Annotated in this window: 15 protein-coding genes; 5 read left to right on the top strand and 10 right to left on the bottom strand. The window is 37.6% G+C overall.

The window, feature by feature from the left end; genetic code table 11:
- The first annotated feature begins 1 nt into the window (after position 1).
- The gene (locus ACM46_RS10020) at positions 2 to 958 is read left to right on the top strand and encodes a hypothetical protein (RefSeq protein WP_241485988.1); all 957 of its coding nucleotides are present in this window, start codon (positions 2 to 4) and stop codon (positions 956 to 958) included.
- A gap of 9 nt (positions 959 to 967) precedes the next feature.
- A complete protein-coding gene (locus ACM46_RS10015; RefSeq protein ID WP_048506509.1) occupies positions 968 to 1,726 on the top strand; it encodes a hypothetical protein in 759 nt (252 codons plus the stop codon).
- Between the two features lie 264 nt (positions 1,727 to 1,990).
- Here ACM46_RS10015 and ACM46_RS10010 read toward each other — a convergent pair whose 3' ends face one another.
- A complete protein-coding gene (locus ACM46_RS10010; protein WP_048506508.1) occupies positions 1,991 to 2,791 on the bottom strand; it encodes a patatin-like phospholipase family protein in 801 nt (266 codons plus the stop codon).
- Between the two features lie 189 nt (positions 2,792 to 2,980).
- Here ACM46_RS10010 and ACM46_RS10005 point away from each other — a divergent pair, with 189 nt between their 5' ends.
- Positions 2,981 to 3,505, top strand: a complete 525-nt coding sequence (locus tag ACM46_RS10005; protein WP_048506507.1) for a GNAT family N-acetyltransferase — start codon at positions 2,981 to 2,983, stop codon at positions 3,503 to 3,505.
- 817 nt (positions 3,506 to 4,322) lie between these two features.
- On the opposite strand, the gene ACM46_RS10000 is transcribed toward ACM46_RS10005, so the two are convergent.
- The 7 genes from ACM46_RS10000 to ACM46_RS09970 all read right to left on the bottom strand — a co-directional run bounded on the left by ACM46_RS10000 (position 4,323) and on the right by ACM46_RS09970 (position 14,063).
- Positions 4,323 to 4,646, bottom strand: a complete 324-nt coding sequence (locus tag ACM46_RS10000; protein ID WP_048506506.1) for a hypothetical protein — start codon at positions 4,644 to 4,646, stop codon at positions 4,323 to 4,325.
- 3 nt (positions 4,647 to 4,649) lie between these two features.
- On the bottom strand, positions 4,650 to 4,937 hold the full coding sequence (locus tag ACM46_RS09995) for a hypothetical protein (protein ID WP_048506505.1): 288 nt from the start codon (positions 4,935 to 4,937) through the stop codon (positions 4,650 to 4,652).
- Positions 4,930 to 5,250 (bottom strand): hypothetical protein, encoded by a 321-nt coding sequence (locus ACM46_RS09990; RefSeq protein ID WP_048506504.1) that lies wholly within the window; start codon positions 5,248 to 5,250, stop codon positions 4,930 to 4,932. Before ACM46_RS09990 ends, ACM46_RS09995 begins: the two co-directional genes overlap by 8 nt.
- 268 nt (positions 5,251 to 5,518) lie before the next feature.
- Positions 5,519 to 5,860 (bottom strand): hypothetical protein, encoded by a 342-nt coding sequence (locus tag ACM46_RS09985; RefSeq protein ID WP_048506503.1) that lies wholly within the window; start codon positions 5,858 to 5,860, stop codon positions 5,519 to 5,521.
- 96 nt (positions 5,861 to 5,956) lie between these two features.
- A complete protein-coding gene (locus ACM46_RS09980) occupies positions 5,957 to 9,679 on the bottom strand; it encodes a DUF6443 domain-containing protein (protein ID WP_053082690.1) in 3,723 nt (1,240 codons plus the stop codon).
- 6 nt (positions 9,680 to 9,685) lie between these two features.
- Positions 9,686 to 12,505 carry a hypothetical protein gene (locus tag ACM46_RS09975; RefSeq protein ID WP_131707570.1) on the bottom strand — a complete coding sequence of 940 codons (2,820 nt, stop codon included), beginning with the start codon at positions 12,503 to 12,505 and terminating at the stop codon, positions 9,686 to 9,688.
- A gap of 7 nt (positions 12,506 to 12,512) precedes the next feature.
- Positions 12,513 to 14,063: a T9SS type A sorting domain-containing protein gene (locus ACM46_RS09970; RefSeq protein WP_048506501.1), complete on the bottom strand. Its 1,551-nt coding sequence runs from the start codon at positions 14,061 to 14,063 to the stop codon at positions 12,513 to 12,515.
- A gap of 883 nt (positions 14,064 to 14,946) precedes the next feature.
- Here ACM46_RS09970 and ACM46_RS22970 point away from each other — a divergent pair.
- Entirely contained in the window at positions 14,947 to 15,057 is a 111-nt protein-coding gene (locus ACM46_RS22970; RefSeq protein ID WP_083997370.1) for a helix-turn-helix domain-containing protein, read from the top strand.
- Positions 15,058 to 15,447: 390 nt separating this feature from the next.
- On the opposite strand, the gene ACM46_RS09965 is transcribed toward ACM46_RS22970, so the two are convergent.
- Positions 15,448 to 15,819 carry a hypothetical protein gene (locus ACM46_RS09965; RefSeq protein WP_048506500.1) on the bottom strand — a complete coding sequence of 124 codons (372 nt, stop codon included), beginning with the start codon at positions 15,817 to 15,819 and terminating at the stop codon, positions 15,448 to 15,450.
- 233 nt (positions 15,820 to 16,052) lie between these two features.
- On the bottom strand, positions 16,053 to 16,205 hold the full coding sequence (locus ACM46_RS23345; protein WP_157859441.1) for a hypothetical protein: 153 nt from the start codon (positions 16,203 to 16,205) through the stop codon (positions 16,053 to 16,055).
- Between the two features lie 728 nt (positions 16,206 to 16,933).
- On the opposite strand from ACM46_RS23345, the gene ACM46_RS09955 reads away from it, so the two are divergent.
- Positions 16,934 to 17,482: a BfmA/BtgA family mobilization protein gene (locus tag ACM46_RS09955; protein ID WP_048506498.1), complete on the top strand. Its 549-nt coding sequence runs from the start codon at positions 16,934 to 16,936 to the stop codon at positions 17,480 to 17,482.
- Positions 17,483 to 17,485 lie beyond the last annotated feature (3 nt).

Raw genomic sequence — 17,485 nt, 5'->3', positions numbered from 1 at the left:
AATGAAAAACTTAATATTTCTATTCGTTGTTTTCCTAATGAATATAAATTGTAATGGCTCGAAAAATAAAGAAAAAGAAACAGATAAAATAGGTGAAGAAATGATACAGCAGACAATAAAAGATAAACAAATTACATATACCATCAATGCTACAGCAACAATACCGGTTGCCATCTATTTCAACGACATAAAAATATCAGAAGAAAATACGCCGCTTAATTCATCTGTAGACGTGAACGGCTATGCGCTGAAGAACGGAAAGTATAAAATTAAAATACAGATCTTTCCGGTATTCAGACGGGGAGATACAACGGTAAGTCCGGAAGACATCAAATCATGTCAGTTCAGTTTTGGAAGCTTTGTAAGAGACAGGGAAACAGGAGATATTTTGAATCCGAAGACTTACAGCCAGTTATCACTCAAAGCTCCCGATTCACCTGTACCCTATTTTGAGCAGGAATGGGAAGTTGAAATTAAAGATCTTCCTTATGAGCTGGAAGGTTGGAGCAAAGGCCAGAATTTATCCAAAATGGATCAAAAAGAACTGGAAAAGAAAGTAGTCAGCTTCCATCAGAATGTCAGAGAAATATTGAATAAAGGCAATGGAAACACCTGGGCAGACTTAACGAAAAAAAGAGCCGCAGAAACAGCTGTTTTTTACTACAGCACCCCTGAACAAAGTGCCAGCTCAGTTAATGAGAATAAGACCAATGTTGAAAAATACTGTACCAATATGATGATTCCACTGGAAGATTATGAAATGAAACTCTATGCGGGAGGTCAATTGGTTACATTGGAAAAAAAGAGTCATACTATGGAATTTAACAATAAATCTCCGTTAGACATCAAAGGCTGGGGCGCATTAATTCGAAAAGGACAAAAGACCGGAGCTGCTGATTATCGCATATTATTATACCTTCCGGAAGGCAGTAATGACTTTGTAATCATCCGGAAGTAATTATAAAATATGTTTGGAGTCAATATTCCGGAATATCATTCTATTTTCTTAGCGGTAGCCACTGTTTTGGTTATCTTATTTCTTTCCTATCAATGGTGGAGAAAGCAGAAACAAATCAAAAGCGTACCCAAAATCATTATTATTGCAGTCGTAGGCTTTATCTTTTATAAGCTGGTATTTTTTACCACGATCATGATATTATTTATCGGATCGGCTGTTACAGACCGTTTCTCTGCCAATGCCTGGGAAGCACAGATTATAGATTTCAAAATCCAGAGAAGCAAGGCGCCCAGGAAAGGAACACTTGCTTATCCAATCGTTCAGTATCAGGACCATAATGGACAAAAGCAGATCACTACAGTAGATACAGGTTTTGGCAATTCAGATGATACCCCCAAGCTCCATGAAACTGTAAAAATAGTGGTTCATGAAGGAAATCACCAGACCAGATTGGTTACCGATCTGAAGGTGATGACAGCTATCGGCGCATTGATTGCTATTTTCCTCGGGTTAATTATTTTGGCTGGAATTACTGAATACGCTCTCAGTTTAAGCCTTGAAAAAGTTCAGAATGGTTTGGTATCCGGGAGCTTTTATGTTTTAATTCCTCTTCTTATCCTGGGAGCAGCTTATTTCTTTGGAAAATCTGCCTGGACTCTTTTTGAGCAGGAAAACTTTTCAAGAAGGTTCTGGATTTACAGTTGTATTACGGTTGGTTGTTTGTTGTTTAGCATAGGTTATATTAATATCTTAAGAGGAAAGAAGTAGCTGGAATTGGAGGTGTGGGATAAGATTTCAGATTTCAGGCAACAGACTATTAACTTTAAAATAGGGTGAATGGTGAATTTTGCTTCGCAAATGAATCGTGAATTTTCTATCGTAAAATTGATATTTTCAGCCATCAGATATGAGACTGAATCATCAGCTCTACAACCTACAATACAACTACGAAAACCAGCAACCAACAACCTCTCCCAACCTCATTTACCCTAAAACACTCAGACACTCTAACCTCGTATCCCGCACCCCGAATCACGTCCCAGACTGCCTCAACAGACTCCTGAAACGGCTCGTCTCATAACTCTCTTCCGCAGCCTGATATCCTAGATTGAAAATTTCTTCCAACCGGTCTTTCCTGCGTTCAAAAGTCCCATAATTGGACAGTTTCTGAGATGAGATAAACCAGTCACAATAATCGAACTTCCCTTTCTCTATCCGGTAAGAGAGAAGATCATAGGAGCGTGAAACAATGGCTTTAATGGATTTTAAATCTTTAATATCAATATCGTGAGGAGGAGAAACAAAAATACCGATTAAACGATCGCATTCTTCCCTGATAATATCTGCCGGAAAATTGTTCAGGACACCACCGTCACAGTACATTTCCTCTCCAATGATGTAGGGTGTTGTCACTCCCGGAATAGAGCATGAAGCAATAATGGCGTCCACCACTTCGAAGTTTTCATCAAATATTTTCTGGGTTCCGGAAACAAGCTCTGTTGCTACAATTTTCACTTCTTTCTTCAGATCTCCCAATTTCATATCGTGAAAAATAGGTTTAAGATAATTCCTGAAAATAACGGAGGAAACCAAACCCGGCTGATTGAAAGTAAAATGTTTCCAGTTGAAAAAATAAACAGAATTGAAGAAGTCCAGAATTTCGTCCGGCGTTTTTCCTACTGCATACAGGCATCCTACAATAGACCCGGCGCTGCAGCATGACAGCACATCTATATCTATATTTTTTTCGTTCAAGAATTTTAATACTCCTGCATGGGCAATTCCTCTGGTGCCGCCTCCTGACAGAACCAGCCCTGTTCTCTCGAAATTCATAGAATAAATGTAAGAAAACAGGGGGATAAATTCAGATTAAATTTTATAAATATTATATTTTAGAATTATTCTAACTCATAATTCATTAAAAACAGGTATTTTCAAAACATAAAAGTCCGAAATACCGCATGCTTCAGATTGCAGAACTGCTTATGATGTTAGAAATTTACAGGATAAAACCACGGAACTATGATCCAGATACGAACAGCAACAATAGAAGATGCGCAACATATTGCGCTATTGGGAAGAATCACTTTTACAGAAACATTTTCAGAATACTTCAGAGATCCTCAGGATTTGTTTGATTATTACGAACGTACTTTCGATGTTTCCAAAATACGGGAAAGTCTTCAAAAGGATAACAGCCGCTACTGGATTGCTTACTGGAATGAGCTTCCCGTAGGATATGCCAAGCTGAAAATACATTCCGATACAGAAAGTCTGCCGACTGGCCAAGCTTCCCAGCTTCAGAAAATCTATGTGCTGAAGGAATTTTTAGACAAAAAAATAGGAAAGCAGCTGATGGACCAGCTCATGACTTATTTTACGGAATCTGCTAAAAGCCACATCTGGCTGGCTGTTTTAAAATCCAATGACAGAGCCGTGCAGTTTTATTACCGAAACGGCTTTAAGGTGGTTGGAGAGCATCTATTCCGCATAGGAAAAGAAACCTTTGATTTTTATATTTTATCTTTAGAAAAGGAAAAGGTTTAAAAAATCAATTACAGGAGGAAAAAGCTGGAAGAAGGCTTAAAATTGATAAAACTAAGTACCCATTATATCTGAACACCACAATAATTTCCCTCTTCCAGTTTTAGATTTCCCGCCGTTTTATTTTAAAAAAAATATGATTTTTAAAAACGCCTGATAATAAAGCAGTTGAAGCCTTTTGAAACAAGACAGGTAACGATTTGGTAATGGTGCCTATTGCGCGCTCTTTCAATCAGTTTCCTTGTAACTCTATTCAAAGATATGCATTTCTACAAAACAAAACCAAAAAACAGAATCACTTTTATCTATTACCTAAAGTATCATTCCATAATTTAAATTATACATTTTTTTTATGATATGAAATATAGAGGCTATCTCAAAAGGTAAACTAACTCTGAGAATCTCCTAAAAGGTATCCGAGAGAGGGTACTTTTGGACAACCTCTTGTTTCTTCAATGATCTCTGTTAAGGTATTTTTCAACCACTAAATAACGAAGAGCAGGTGATCCTGCTCTTGGTGTTTAAATTTTAATGTTAGAAATTAAATTCAGAAGCTCTTCTAGCGAGTTTGGAGGGAGTTCCATCGAAGACCTAATACCTTTACTCAGCTTTTTGGATCACCTATTTGATAGATAAACAGAAGCTTTTTCCACCAAATTGCGCCACCAACTGCCAGAAAAACAATTCTAGGTGTAAGACCTGATAACTTCGGTTAAAACCGGTTATTGCATCTAACCAAATCATGATCTTTCAGGAGGCAAAGAAAGTTGACCTGGTCGAGTTGTTATCTCAATTGGGTTTTAATCCCGACAGTTAATAATTAAGCATCATTTATTCTATAATCAATAAGCCTTTGTCCTATTTCATAGCTAGAAATACCTTTATATGTATTTACATACTCTTCAACCATTTCCTGAACCATATCTAAAGGGAATAATTCTACAAATTTATTTCCTTCTTTTTCGAATATGAGATCACCTTCAGTTTCTTCAATTCCAAAGATTGAAATCTCAGAATTTAGATCTATGGAATCTTTAAAACAAACTATAAGAGCCTCAGACTCATTATTTACATTCAGCTCACTTAGCATAACTGCTATTTTCCCTAGATTAATTAAATAATCAATAAAATTGACAAGATCCATACCTTACGCATCATTTATCCCATATTCATAAAGCCTTTTAGCAATTTCTTCCTGTGAAGGGGAGTAGCCTAAGCTAGCAATCCAGTCAGAAACAAATTCTTTGGCTAAGAAGACTTCAAGAAGATAGTGATATTTAATTCCACCAATTTCCTTGATACCATTATCTCCATCTTCTGGATAAGCAAGAACAATATCCGACTTGTAGTTATCTATGTCTTTCAAAAAGATTATTGAGTCTTCATCAACTTCGTCTATTTTGTTTACTAAATCAATTAAACTATTACTATGCATCTTTCTCTAAATAACTTAACACTTGATTTGTTAATTCAAAAGTATCTATTTGAGAATCTTGGATGATAAAGTCATTAACTAAATCTTCCAACATATTCAATGGACAAACATTTTCATATTCAATACCATCTACATTAATTACACCTTCATTAGGGATCTCTTCTGCATTGAAAAATTTAATTTCAGAATCTATTCCTAATTTTTCCTTAGCATAAATATCAATCAGGTCATATTCAATATCTATCGAATTAGTTATTAAGAACTGCTCCGTTTTTCCCTGTTGAATTTTTTCAATTAAATCTGTTAATTTCATATTTATTGTTTACTTTATTGATTTTAGTCCCATAGCCTCATACCTCCTAAACCATCTGGGTGCATCGTTTTCCAAAAAATTCTCCAAGAATAATAGGATGTAGGAGTTTAAAGACAAATACATTGCCCGCTATGATGTCAAACCTATATATTTCAACTAAAAGAGCATTGAAATTCAATGCTCTAAATTATTATCAAAACATCTGATCATATTTTATTAATCTTAAAATCAGTTTGAAAGCTGTCGTTTCTTTAATTGGAAAAAGGCTTTATTTCTCCTCTATCAATTCTAGAAATAGGTCTTGTAAGTTTTCGTTTATTTTTTCATTATCACTTTCTGTCGTCAAAACAAAATCTTCTTCTATCCCTTCAGCATAAGTAGCCCCATCCAAAATTCCTAAAACATGAGATAATGTATTAATTTCAACAATTCTTAAAAATTTAAGAAAAACCTCTTTCTCATCTTTTGAAAAATTAATATATATAGGCAGAATGCCTTTCCATACAGGATCTTTTGCTTCATTTGTCGTATCCAACAAATTTTTATACAATTCTAAGTTTCCTTCAATAACATCTCTATCAAGGATTTTTATTAATGTTAGTGGATTCATAAATAATAATTATTTTTTACGTTTATTTTACGAGTAATATTATGTTGTTTTCTGTTTTTTGACAAAAATCAATCTTCAAATATCTAACCAATGATTTTATGGAACCTCTTTAATTTTTACAAATGCATCTGGAAATTTAGTCTTATTCAATTGAATTAGCTCTTTCAGCGCACTATTAGGTATATTTTGATCTCCGTATACACGTCTCAATTCAAATATATCTCTTGCTAAAACTTGACGCGCGTTTTCAAATCCTTTAGTACTACGAGATACTATACCATTCGGGCCTAAAAATCTATGCCCTTCTACAGGGACTAAAATTGATGGAGCAGTATTATGGTGATAACCTGGAACAAGCTTTTTCATAAGAGCACTCTGTCCCACGTGATGAGCATCTAATCCAATTTCAACTCCTTTTAATTCGTTATAGGCTCCTACTTTCCATATTTTACTCTCTATTACCTCATCTGTAGCCTTTCCTTTAGTAGCGATAATAGCTAGCAAACCAGCTCCCATTGCAAGATACCTGTTTTCAGGTTTCCAATTGCTAATTGCCAGCCCGGCTATATCAAAGAAACCTGCGGGATCACTAATACCGCCAATCATTTTTACAGGACCATCATTGTACCTTCCTGCATTCACCATCCGATCCCAGGCAAGGTCACTCTTGGCATTCCACCAGCCCATGTATTTATTGACATGGCTTTGAATTCTAAGCGCCCAAAAGAACTTATCTCCAGAGAGCTTAATTTCAGGAATATTAACAACAGCTCCTCCAATACCTCCCTCGGCATAGTTGGTATTAAGGCTTTGATAACCGCCGTCGTATCCTAAGCTTATATTACCTCCGTTTTCAAAGCCAGATCCTGTGTTAGTCCAAGCTCCTCCTACATTGAATGCGGTATTTATTAATCCCTGGGTAGATCCGCTACTGTTTCCTTCACCTCCTGACGGGCTTAGAGAACCAAATCCATAGCTATCACCAAGATTTCCGCCTCCCATACCCAACCAGTTTGGATTTATCGATCCCACATTGCCACCGCCACCTTCGCTTTCATCAGCCATTTTAAGCTGATTCATTGGCTTCATTCCATCCGGATCCGTAAAGCTTATGGGATTATTAAATACATAGCTATAAGGCGAAAATCTTCTCATCATTTCAGCCAGTGGATCTATCACTCCCCATCGGCCAATGTCCGCCATGTACATTCTAGCTCCGTAATCGCTCCAGCCGGTTTCTTTTTGCAGTTCTTTGCCGTTATACTGGTAATTATAAGAATGATTTCCTACTAAGACATTATAACCTTCATGCTTTAAACCAAATGGATAATAATTGTTTTCCTCAAGAACTTCTGCGCTGCCAGCTGAGTTTTTAGAATAGCTTAACCGTACATTTCCTAAATGGTCAGTATAACTGTAAATATACTTATTATTTTCAAAGTTATAATACCCTTCTGCAGTAGGAACAAATTGTAATACAGTTCGGCTTGCCTCACTTTTCTTTTTATATTGAAAGCCATCCAAATAATCTATCGTTTCAACGGTATAGCTTAAAGCTCTTCCAAGAAAATAGCTGTAAACTTTTCTGATTTTTGTACCCCCTGCATCATAAACATATTTTGTATTTACATGAATATCTTCATTATTTCTATTTATAGATTCATTCAGTTTAATATAGTCCGGTAAATTAAGATGGTTATAATCAATCTGTAACACTCCTTTATCAACATGATCTTTCATATTGCCATTATCATCATAGGAGAGGAGATTTCCTGAAGTATCGGGATAACCATTATAGTTACCTGTGGCATCAGTAATGGTATTAAGCCTGTTCCCGCTATAGGTATATGTTAGATTGTCAATAAGCTGCGCCGCGCCGGAAGCATTTTTTCCGTTTCTTTGCAGGGAAGTGATGTTTCCGTTCAGATCGTAGGATAAGGTTTCATTAAAGAATCCGTTCTCAGGAACAGAAGCTCCCGGTTCGGAATAGGTTCCTTTTTTGAGCCTGTTTAAAGCATCATACTGATAATTATATTGTCTTAAAACCTGATCAGAAGATGTTCTCCACGTTACCTCGGTAACATTCCCATCATATTTTCCTGTGGAATTTGTTGTATTCTGTGGATTAAAATATTTCATTTCATACCCGAAAAGCTTGGTTCCTAGTGCATTCGGATCATTGATTTTAACAAGTGCGCCTCGGATGTCATATTGATAATTAATGCTTTCAAGTCCACCACCTACTTTTTTATCTACGAGCTGTGACAGCTCATTATAGGTATTTTCTGCCAGAAGTTCTACCGGGCCGCTATCTACCTGATGGCGATGCTTTAGTACCCTATATTGGTTATCATAGTCAAAGCTTTGCGAGATGATCCTTTCGGTATCTGTACTGAGTCTTTTATGATAAACTTTGGATTGTTTTATTGCACCTGTAAAATCCAGCTCTGATTCTGTTTTGGTGGATCCACCAAGATGATTGATAAAGTGCCTACCTACAGCTCTTCCTTTTGTGTCATAGTAGACGTAGTTTTTAGTCCAGTTATCATCCTCAATATTTTTTACCAGACTTAATGTAGGCATTGCCTGGGTGTTCACTGAAGCATTCTGGGTATCGGTAATGACAGCCTTTTCAAATATGGTAGAAGGGAAAGGTGGATTGAAGCTATAGGAAGGATAAGTGTCGTAATAGTTTACAGAGAGAAGCTTTACCCAGCCTTGCATAGGATAAGTTCCATTTGGATCATAGTATACATCCATACCTTCCCGATTAAAGAACACTCCCGAAGTTCTGCTTACATTATTGCTGCCATACGTTTCAGCATTAGCCTGCTCCAAACTTCTTTCTCCTCCCGAAAAAATTCCAGTAAACGCTGCTCTCCCGAAGTGGTCGTATTTGGTATAGAACCATTGACCCTTTGCCTTCATATTAGCGTCCTGTGAAGCAACCAACCGATCCTGTTTGTCATAAATCATGTATTCCCAGCCCTTGCCCGGTAGTTTTTTTTCAACCAGCCTTCTGAGTCCGTCATATCGGTACTGATAGCAAAGATTGTCTAAGGTAGCCTGATCAGGAATCGTAGTGCCCTCTGCCAATGGTGGAATCACATAAGCTAACTGACCAAATTCATTATAGAGATAATAGGTATCCACGTTTTGAGTACCGTCATTTTTTCTTACAAGTATGGTCTGACCTTTACCGTTTTTAAATTCTGTACTTATATTTCCATCCGGATCGGTAACAGAAGTTTTCATAAGCTGGTTGGCTGCAAAAGTTCCAGGCAAATCAATCTTGAAATTGGTTCTTCCTTCTATCCAACTTGTTGTTATCCTATATTTTTTTACTTCATCAGCTGTGTTGGTAGCGTATGCCATACCGGTAGGTTTCTGAGCCCATGCATTACCCAACGGAACCACTTGGCTGATTCTTGTGGTAAACAAATCGTCAAAGCGTTTTTCAGTATAGATCTTTTCACTACCGTATCCGGCGGATGGTGCATTTACCAGTGGATTGGTATAGATGGCTCCATTCGCAGTGCCTGACTGCGGAACGGGAAGGTAGCTTTTGGCCTGTCTTCCTTTTGAATCATATTCTATAGGGACGACGACGTCTCTTCCAAGTGGTGTCGCTTTGATAGCAACAGCTTGAATAGGCCTTCCCAAGCCATCAAAATACTGAACAGATTCTGATTTATTGATACAGTCTGCATCAAGACAGTTTTTAGTATAGATATAGTTTTCAGTTGTACTGAGATTTGCCTGTGCAAAAGAGAGCCCCGCTACAAACAATATGTGGAATGCTGTAATTATTTTTTTCATGGTTTTCTAGTGTTTGTAGTTATATTGATTTTCCTGTAAGGTTTCCCCTTCTGCGTTCTTTATTCTGATCAGCCTACCCGCCTTATCATAAACATTTACGGTTCTGATACCATTGGCAGAGATAGATTGGGTAACACCTACCAAAGGGTCATAAGTCGTTGCCGTGACACCATAATTCTTCAAGGCAGGATCTTTTCTAAGATTTTCTAAAGCTTGTATCAATGCTGGTTCATTGGCAGGGTTGTCCCGATCCAGATTGGAAGCGGCTACAGCAGCTGTTACTGTAGAAAGTGATGAAATCTGCGAATAAGCTGCCCCTGAAATAACAGCAATAGGCAGGGTCTGATAATAGCCCCATATAGTTGTTGTAGGAACTCCATTTTTTCCGGTAATCTGTACCAGGTTTCCTTTGTCATCATACACATCAAGCGTAGAAGCAGTAAAATTGCTTTGGGTCTGTATATTATAGCCCATTACGGATGTAGGATATACATTCGTCCCATTATCAAATTTAGTTTCTGATTTCCCTGTAGTCTTACCATCTTCTTTTACTTCCGATTCAAGCAATAATCCTGTCATGTTAGCAGCTAATAACTTAGTTTGATTTTTATCCTGAGCATACTTATAGAAGCCCTCAGTAACTAATCCATCTGAAGCAATAGTTTTTGAATATGAAAGCTTATAATTATCCGCCCTTACCGTATTTTCACTTGAAGATTGAAGAGAGGAAGAGCCAGAGCCGGAAGGATAGACAAAAGACATATTTTTTGTTTGGCTTATGAATGCTGTTTTTGAATAAAAGCCACTATCCATATAGTAATCAACATCACTTGCCGTACTAAATGTATACTCATAGTTATCTTTTCCAATTAGCTGATTACTTTCACTATAGACCTCTTTTTTATCAAGAATACCCGATTTTAAAAGATTGTAATAAGGTTGGAAACTAGCCTGATTTCCATTTATCGTAGTGAAGTAGGACGGATAATCTTTATCTGTTTTGAAATAGTATCTGGTATATCCTTTTCCAGTTCCTTCTGTAACTTTTACATTTTTGAACAGAATTTTACCATCAATAGAAGTATAACCGCTGGAGGCATTCGGAATTGAAGAGTCATCATAGCTGTATGAAACTGCTGTAACAGGAATACTACTGGTATCATTCAAATACTTTTTAATAGAGTTTATCCTATAACCGCTATATACTGGGCTAGCGTTTCTGTAAGGTCCGGGTTTGGGCACTAATTCCGAAAGGAAAAAGCTAACCTGTCCATGACGTAAAGGTACATTAATCGTGACTGTATACTGTCCAGGATAATTTAAGAACTCTTTATTGCTTCCCTTCTGATTGGCTGTAAGCACTTCATTTCCTCTTTTCAAGGTATAGGTAATTCTTTTATTTTCTGGTACTGGAGGCAAAAGAATTGGTTCTCCGGTATTAGGATCAATATCAGTATAGACATCTCCATAATTCACCCAGAACGCTTTTTTCTTTGAAGGATCACCTGGAATAGTAAAAGAATAGGTTAAAGTCTGGTTGGTACTGAACTGAAAATCTAAAAAATTGGGTTGGTCCTGTATACAAGAACTTATATAATATTGGGTTAAAGATTCAAGGAATGCTGGAGAGCTTCTGTCCGCATAAGTTTCTGAGCTTTCATAAATATACTGTGTAGTTCCTTTAGTCGGATGAACAATCTTACTAAGAACTCCCGGAGGATTAACCACAACACTTCCCTGGCAAGATACAAAGTTGGGGTTTTCTAAACTGGGAGGATTATAAAAAAATGCAGTTTCTTCAAGAATATTCTGTCCGTCCATTTTCTTTATTCTGTCCAACTGTCTTTTCTTATCGGTTGCAGTTCCCGGGTTTAATGGGAATGGATAAGAGTACTCAAAGACATACTCTGCAACTTTACCATAAAAGTTATTCAGCATTACTTTTTTAATGCTGTAAGGATCATTCATGGTTTTTTCCAGAGTCTGGTCATAGTCATAAACGATTTCAATATTTCCGGAAGCAGTATTGATTTTCTGAAGCTGACAACTTTTATAAAGCAGTGTGGTATTATCTGTATCGTACTTTGTATTTTTTTGATAAGTAAAATTAGCCGTTTCCAAACCATTGGCATTAGTAATACGGGTAAGGAAAAATGCGGATTTGTACTCCAGGCCTGAAGCCCCCACAGTTTGATAAAAGCTATCATAAACCGCGGCTACCGAATAGTCATTAAAATAATAGGTGTTTCCTTCGTCATCTGTTATTGTAAAGGAGTCTACGATTAGCGTAGCTGTATTGCTCTGCTTGGTATAAGTTATTTTAACATGGTTCAAAGGTGAAAGATCAACAAGGCGGAAGGTATTCTGCTCAGTATCTCTTTCTATTTTAAATTTCCCTGAAAACCCTGGAAAATTATAATAATATTCATCATCAAAGACATTTTTTTCATAATGAGCGCTTGCCGTATTTTGAAACACTTCATCAAGATTACCATTAATTTGGCGGGAAATAGCTCCACCTTTGGACATAAACCAGCCTGTTCCCACTTCCCCTGCTGCATCGCTTGGAGAAACATTGAGAGGATTATAACCCAGCTGCAGTCCAAAACCCGAACCTCCATATCCCGGAATACTGAGTAAAGGGAAGGAAATCTCTGGTATACCTGATGCAAGGGATCTTGGTGTATCCGTATAATTGGTAATAGCAGATAGAGATGGAACAGGGCTTGGCATATCCCCGAAATTAACACCCTGAAACTGGTGCTGTGCCTGTACATTATAATGTAAAGCTATTAAACTTATGAGGCACATGTATATTTTCTTCATCTTCGTTTTATTTTTTTATTAGCTTGGCATTGGCCGTTTTATTTGTATCCGTCTTTATGGTCACCAGATAAGCCCCTTGAACTAAATTCTGGGTATTCATCTTAGTTACCTTATTCTTTGTTTTTATAGACTGAAGCTGTCTTCCACCCATATCATAGAGAATAATATCGGCTTCTTTGAAGTCTAAACCGATTTCCGCATACGCATAATCTGAAACAGGGTTCGGATAGATTTTAATCTCTTGTTTCTCAATCAACTGATCAAGTTGCTTATCTCCTAATTTTATGATCTTCCAGTTTTCCTTTCCAAGTTCTTCGGCGCTGGTTCCGGCCAGAATAATGGAACCATCTCTGTTTAGCTTTATATCAGATAACCGTTCCTCTTTTTTGGAAGATTCTCCTTTTACATGCTTTCTCCATTGCTCATTGCCATCCTGATCCAAATACAGCATCCAGAAAGTTTCGTCATCTGTTTCTATACGGCCTTCTGCCTGGGTATATCCTCCTAATAAAATTCCTTTTGAAGATTTATCATCAGCTGAATGAAATACGCTTGTACCCATCAGAATATCACGGTTCCCAAAATTGTAGGATTTTTGCCAGATTTCTTCACCTCTCTCATTTAAGGAGATCAACCATAAGTCAGTTCCTTCGGTGGTTCCTACAGTTTTATTTCCTGATTTTTCTGATCTGGATTCTCCACCAATAAGATAGCCTGAGGATGTTAAAGCTAATGTTCTTAAATGATCATCTGCTTTTCCTCCGAAATTCTTTTCCCATTCTACCTTTCCGGTTTTGTCGAGTTTGACGATCCAGTAGTCTCCTTCGCCAAAATTTTCTGTTCTCTTAGAACCACTTTTGCTACTTCTTGAATAAATCCCTAGCAAAGCACCACCATCTTTCGTAGGAATTATTTTCTCGACTTCATCTAATCCTTTCCCTCCCAATATAGATTCAGATATAGTCTTACCATTCTTATCCAGTTTTACAATCAAAATATCTTTTGAGCCGTAACCTTTTGACGAGTTCTGTACATTTCCAGCTACAAAAAATCCCAAATCTGTAGTCTGAATTACTGATCTGGCTTCTTCATCAGAAGCCGATCCTAAAGTTTTCTGCCATAATTCATCTCCGAATTCATTTAATCGTATGAGCCAGATATCTGATCCCCCTTTGGAATCCTCCTTTTTATCCTGGCCCTTTTTGGAAAATGTGGTTCCTGAGACAAGAAATCCTCCGTCCTGCGTAGCCACAGAAGCAGATAGGTAGTCGTGATTATTTCCCGAGAAGTACTTCTCCCAAACTTCATTTCCCTGCTGGTCCAATTTTACCAAGTGAAAATCATAGCCGTTGTTTTGCTTTTGGCTATTAATTGCTGACGTCTGGCTTTTAGCCTGAATGGAACTTCCCGAAATAAGGTACTGCCCGTCAATGGTGCCTGTAACCTGGCTTAGAAAATCCTGCGTATTGGATCTGATGTCTTTCTGCCATAAAATATTCTGGGCAGATGCGTTAAATAATGTGCACAGCAATACTGCGCTGAAAATGTTTTTTCTCATAGGCGTTTGAGTTTTTAAGTTGTGAACTTATTGATTGTATTGGTTTCCCACAATGGGGAAAACCCCATATTTATAATATGGCTTACCAGGAGATTAATCCCTTACATTACTATTACCACAAAACTAGTTGAGTATAGCGACAGAACCTGTCGTATTATATGCAGATACAATTTTTATTGCTTTTCAGCAGAATATATTCGTTGATGGCTAAAGTATAATAATAATTTCAGCCCCATTATAACCCAGATTATAATCTTTATAACCTAGGTTATAAAATCCGGAAGGCTATATTTATTACGTCCTATATTCTTGGCTATTTGGGGGAATGGACCGAATGGCAAGTCATGCAGCTGACCGGAAAAGCCAATGAAATAAGGATATCCATTTTGGTGTAGGCGCATAATAGAGAGATGAAAATATATTCATACTTACATCATACAAAAACTGATTTTGGGGCGATGTGAAAAATCTATAAGGCCAGTAAGGGGAATCTTGCGTAAAGTGCTATATCAAAGCGATCAGAAGAGTTTGGTCTGATCAATCAATTATTTCACCACGAGTGGAATTATGTTTTTTTTTAAAGAAAACAACAACATGGCATCGTTTTTCAGGAAAGATACGATCCCAAAAACAGAAGAAACAACACCTATAATTGTCCAAAAGTCCATAAACCAAATATAAGAAATAAATGCCTATGGTTGGTATGGGTGCATAAAGGTTTTTCGTCCCGAATGCATCGGGAATCATATTTTACCCATACAAAGCTGCCAAGGAAATACACGAAGAACGCAATGCAGCCTGAAAAAGCTTAATTCGCCTATTAAGTATTTTCCGGTTGCGTTTTATTTTAAAATTTATAATTTAGCCATATAAAAATCGCCCTATGACTATGACACTTGGAGCCAAGCTGACCAGGCTGAGAAATAATAAAGGATATACGCAACAAGAGGTTGCCGATAGGCTGCAGATATCCCAGCCTGCATATTCGAAATGAGAATCCGACGCTGTAAAGCCAGACCTGGAAAGCCTGCTCAAAATCAGCAATATCTATGAAATAGACCTAAAAGAATTAGTAGATGATGCCAGCCATATTATATCAAATAATACATTTGATTCTTATTCTTCAAATGCAATAGGTACTGTGTACAATGCGACTTTTAATGTAAACTCTCCTGACCTGATAAAAATGCTGATTGATAATCAAAAAGAGATGTCTAAACTGATTGAAATGCAGGGAAGGTTGATGGAGAAGATTTTCGACAATAAATAAAAGAAGCTGCCAATCATAATAAAGAGGCCTGCTTCCGCCTCTTCATTATCCTCAGTTGTTGTTAAAAGAAGGGTATTTACAGCGGTTTATTCCAATAGAAAATAACAGACAATGTTAGTTCAGTTTTGGTCTCCTGCTGCCGTTAGCGGTATTTTGCAGCTTTGTACGCTGATCTGTCTTTTGTGACGTCTTTTTGCCTTCCTGTACAGATTGTACTTCTATGGGACCTCTGTTTTCACTTCGGAAGACCGTCCTGATCGGCCCCATAATATTTGGAGGATCGGCAAGCGGTTTTTCAACCGCCTTATTTTTCCCTCCGAACAGTTTTCCCAAACTGAGTCCTTCTGCCTTTTTGAACGGCCTCTTAAAATTGGCAATAAAATTGGAGAACAGATCGCCGTTTCTGTCAACCTGTACGAACGGTGTATTGTCTTTTTCTTTGGACATATCCATTTCCTTATGGTCTTTATTAATCTCCTGTTCCATAGCCTTTTATTTCAAAATAAGGCATTTGGGGATATTTCCCTCACACTAGGCATTGGCTGGCATTATTTGGCATTCGTTAGTATACTTAGGCCTAATTCTATAAAAAAACACAGTTTTCACTCCCATTTTAGATGGATATAAAGGGAATAAATAGTCCCAAGAGATTTTTATATGCCGTGCCTGATGATTGTTTGCCTTTTGGCGGGTCTTAGCGCGTGGAGGGTAGCCAAGCTTCATACTTCCGGGCTGTCGGTCATCCATACTTCCATATGAGCGTATATTCTTGAAGACTGCTTTTCCAGCCTGCAGGCCTGATCGACCTCCTGCTGACATTCCTGCCCGATCTTCAAAAAGGAAGCATGCTGGAAAGCAGACCTCTTTACCATTCATCTCAGCTATTTTTATTAGAAGTCAAACTCGAAGCCTTATAAAAGCACTTAACAGACTTATTACTGGTCTTATAAAAGCAGGCTACAATACAGATATTAACTTATATATTTTTATACTTTTAAAAGTACATACATAAGTAGCCACGTAGCTACGACTATTTCCTCAGATAAAAGTAAATAGATACTCGTCGCAGCAGCCTTGGCTCCTTACCCTCTCGAATATAATTTTGTACATTCGTACCAAGGTTTCTCTTTTGTAATGTCTTTTTTATCTGCTTTTACCAATTATTAGGGAAATTCCATTATCCTTAGGAGGGGCTTATTTATATCTGACAGACTAGACTGATTACTAAGTGATTTTTTCAGCAGATATAGACTTTCCTTTAAATAGCCTGATGCACAATACTTTCTTTTTAAATTCCCAATAGCTTACCTTCCAAAGCCAAATACTGCCTTTAAATTCCAACCGTATATCTCATCATCTTGTAAAAGATAATATTGCCTAACAGTTTTTATGGGTATCCAGTTAGGTTTTGAAAAAAGCAAGCGGGAGTTGGGCAGTGGCCCTACTCGCTTGCCCCCGGCTGGTGCCAGGAGAATTTATGGTATACGCTGGGTATACTGGCCTTCATTGGAACGGCCTACGGGAACGAAACGGGTATACCGGGGGGTATACAGAGATCAAGGATTAATGGAAATATAAGGTTAACCACAAAACAGCGACGATGGTAGAGAAAGACACCAACAGCATACGCTATCCAAAGGAAACGGACGTTAAAATGGACAAGCTTGCAAAAAGCCTCCGAAGGAGCAAAAAAGAAGTGTTCTGCCAGATGGTGGATTATTTCTACCGGAGCACAAAGGACCCTTCAGATCCGGGAGACGAGATGCTCAAAAGGGAACTTTCATCGGGAATCAGCCGTATACTGTCTTTTATCCGCCAGCAGGAGAAGGATTTCTTCCTGCCGCTGTTTACAGATGTTGGTACTCTGAAAACAATATCGTCCGAACATAAGAAACTATTGGAAGGGGTAGCAAGGCATATTCTGGCCGAAAGTGAAAAAGCCGCTATTATTGACAAACGCAGTGAAAACCTAATGTCAGGAATCAAGCTTGTTCTTTCAAAACAGAAAGAGAAGGATGTTCTAAAACAGCAGTTCAGCGAAGTTTTGGAGTATTACATTGCACAACGGGAAGAAATGGGCTGGACGACCACAGCCGTAAAGAAAGAGGAGCTTATGACCCATGTGAGGCAATCACTTAAAAACCTGTAGCCC

The organism is Chryseobacterium angstadtii, assembly GCF_001045465.1.
Taxonomy (GTDB): Bacteria; Bacteroidota; Bacteroidia; order Flavobacteriales; family Weeksellaceae; genus Chryseobacterium; species Chryseobacterium angstadtii.
This window is presented reverse-complemented; position numbering and strand designations above follow the sequence as displayed.

Bases quoted from the DNA above. Each gene is read 5' to 3' on its own strand.
- ACM46_RS10020 (WP_241485988.1), top strand. From the start codon at position 2: ATGAAAAACTTAATATTTCTATTCGTTGTTTTCCTAATGAATATAAAT.
- ACM46_RS10015 (WP_048506509.1), top strand. From the start codon at position 968: ATGTTTGGAGTCAATATTCCGGAATATCATTCTATTTTCTTAGCGGTA.
- ACM46_RS10010 (WP_048506508.1), bottom strand. From the start codon at position 2,791: ATGAATTTCGAGAGAACAGGGCTGGTTCTGTCAGGAGGCGGCACCAGA.
- ACM46_RS10005 (WP_048506507.1), top strand. From the start codon at position 2,981: ATGATCCAGATACGAACAGCAACAATAGAAGATGCGCAACATATTGCG.
- ACM46_RS10000 (WP_048506506.1), bottom strand. From the start codon at position 4,646: ATGGATCTTGTCAATTTTATTGATTATTTAATTAATCTAGGGAAAATA.
- ACM46_RS09995 (WP_048506505.1), bottom strand. From the start codon at position 4,937: ATGCATAGTAATAGTTTAATTGATTTAGTAAACAAAATAGACGAAGTT.
- ACM46_RS09990 (WP_048506504.1), bottom strand. From the start codon at position 5,250: ATGAAATTAACAGATTTAATTGAAAAAATTCAACAGGGAAAAACGGAG.
- ACM46_RS09985 (WP_048506503.1), bottom strand. From the start codon at position 5,860: ATGAATCCACTAACATTAATAAAAATCCTTGATAGAGATGTTATTGAA.
- ACM46_RS09980 (WP_053082690.1), bottom strand. From the start codon at position 9,679: ATGAAAAAAATAATTACAGCATTCCACATATTGTTTGTAGCGGGGCTC.
- ACM46_RS09975 (WP_131707570.1), bottom strand. From the start codon at position 12,505: ATGAAGAAAATATACATGTGCCTCATAAGTTTAATAGCTTTACATTAT.
- ACM46_RS09970 (WP_048506501.1), bottom strand. From the start codon at position 14,063: ATGAGAAAAAACATTTTCAGCGCAGTATTGCTGTGCACATTATTTAAC.
- ACM46_RS22970 (WP_083997370.1), top strand. From the start codon at position 14,947: ATGACTATGACACTTGGAGCCAAGCTGACCAGGCTGAGAAATAATAAA.
- ACM46_RS09965 (WP_048506500.1), bottom strand. From the start codon at position 15,819: ATGGAACAGGAGATTAATAAAGACCATAAGGAAATGGATATGTCCAAA.
- ACM46_RS23345 (WP_157859441.1), bottom strand. From the start codon at position 16,205: ATGGTAAAGAGGTCTGCTTTCCAGCATGCTTCCTTTTTGAAGATCGGG.
- ACM46_RS09955 (WP_048506498.1), top strand. From the start codon at position 16,934: ATGGTAGAGAAAGACACCAACAGCATACGCTATCCAAAGGAAACGGAC.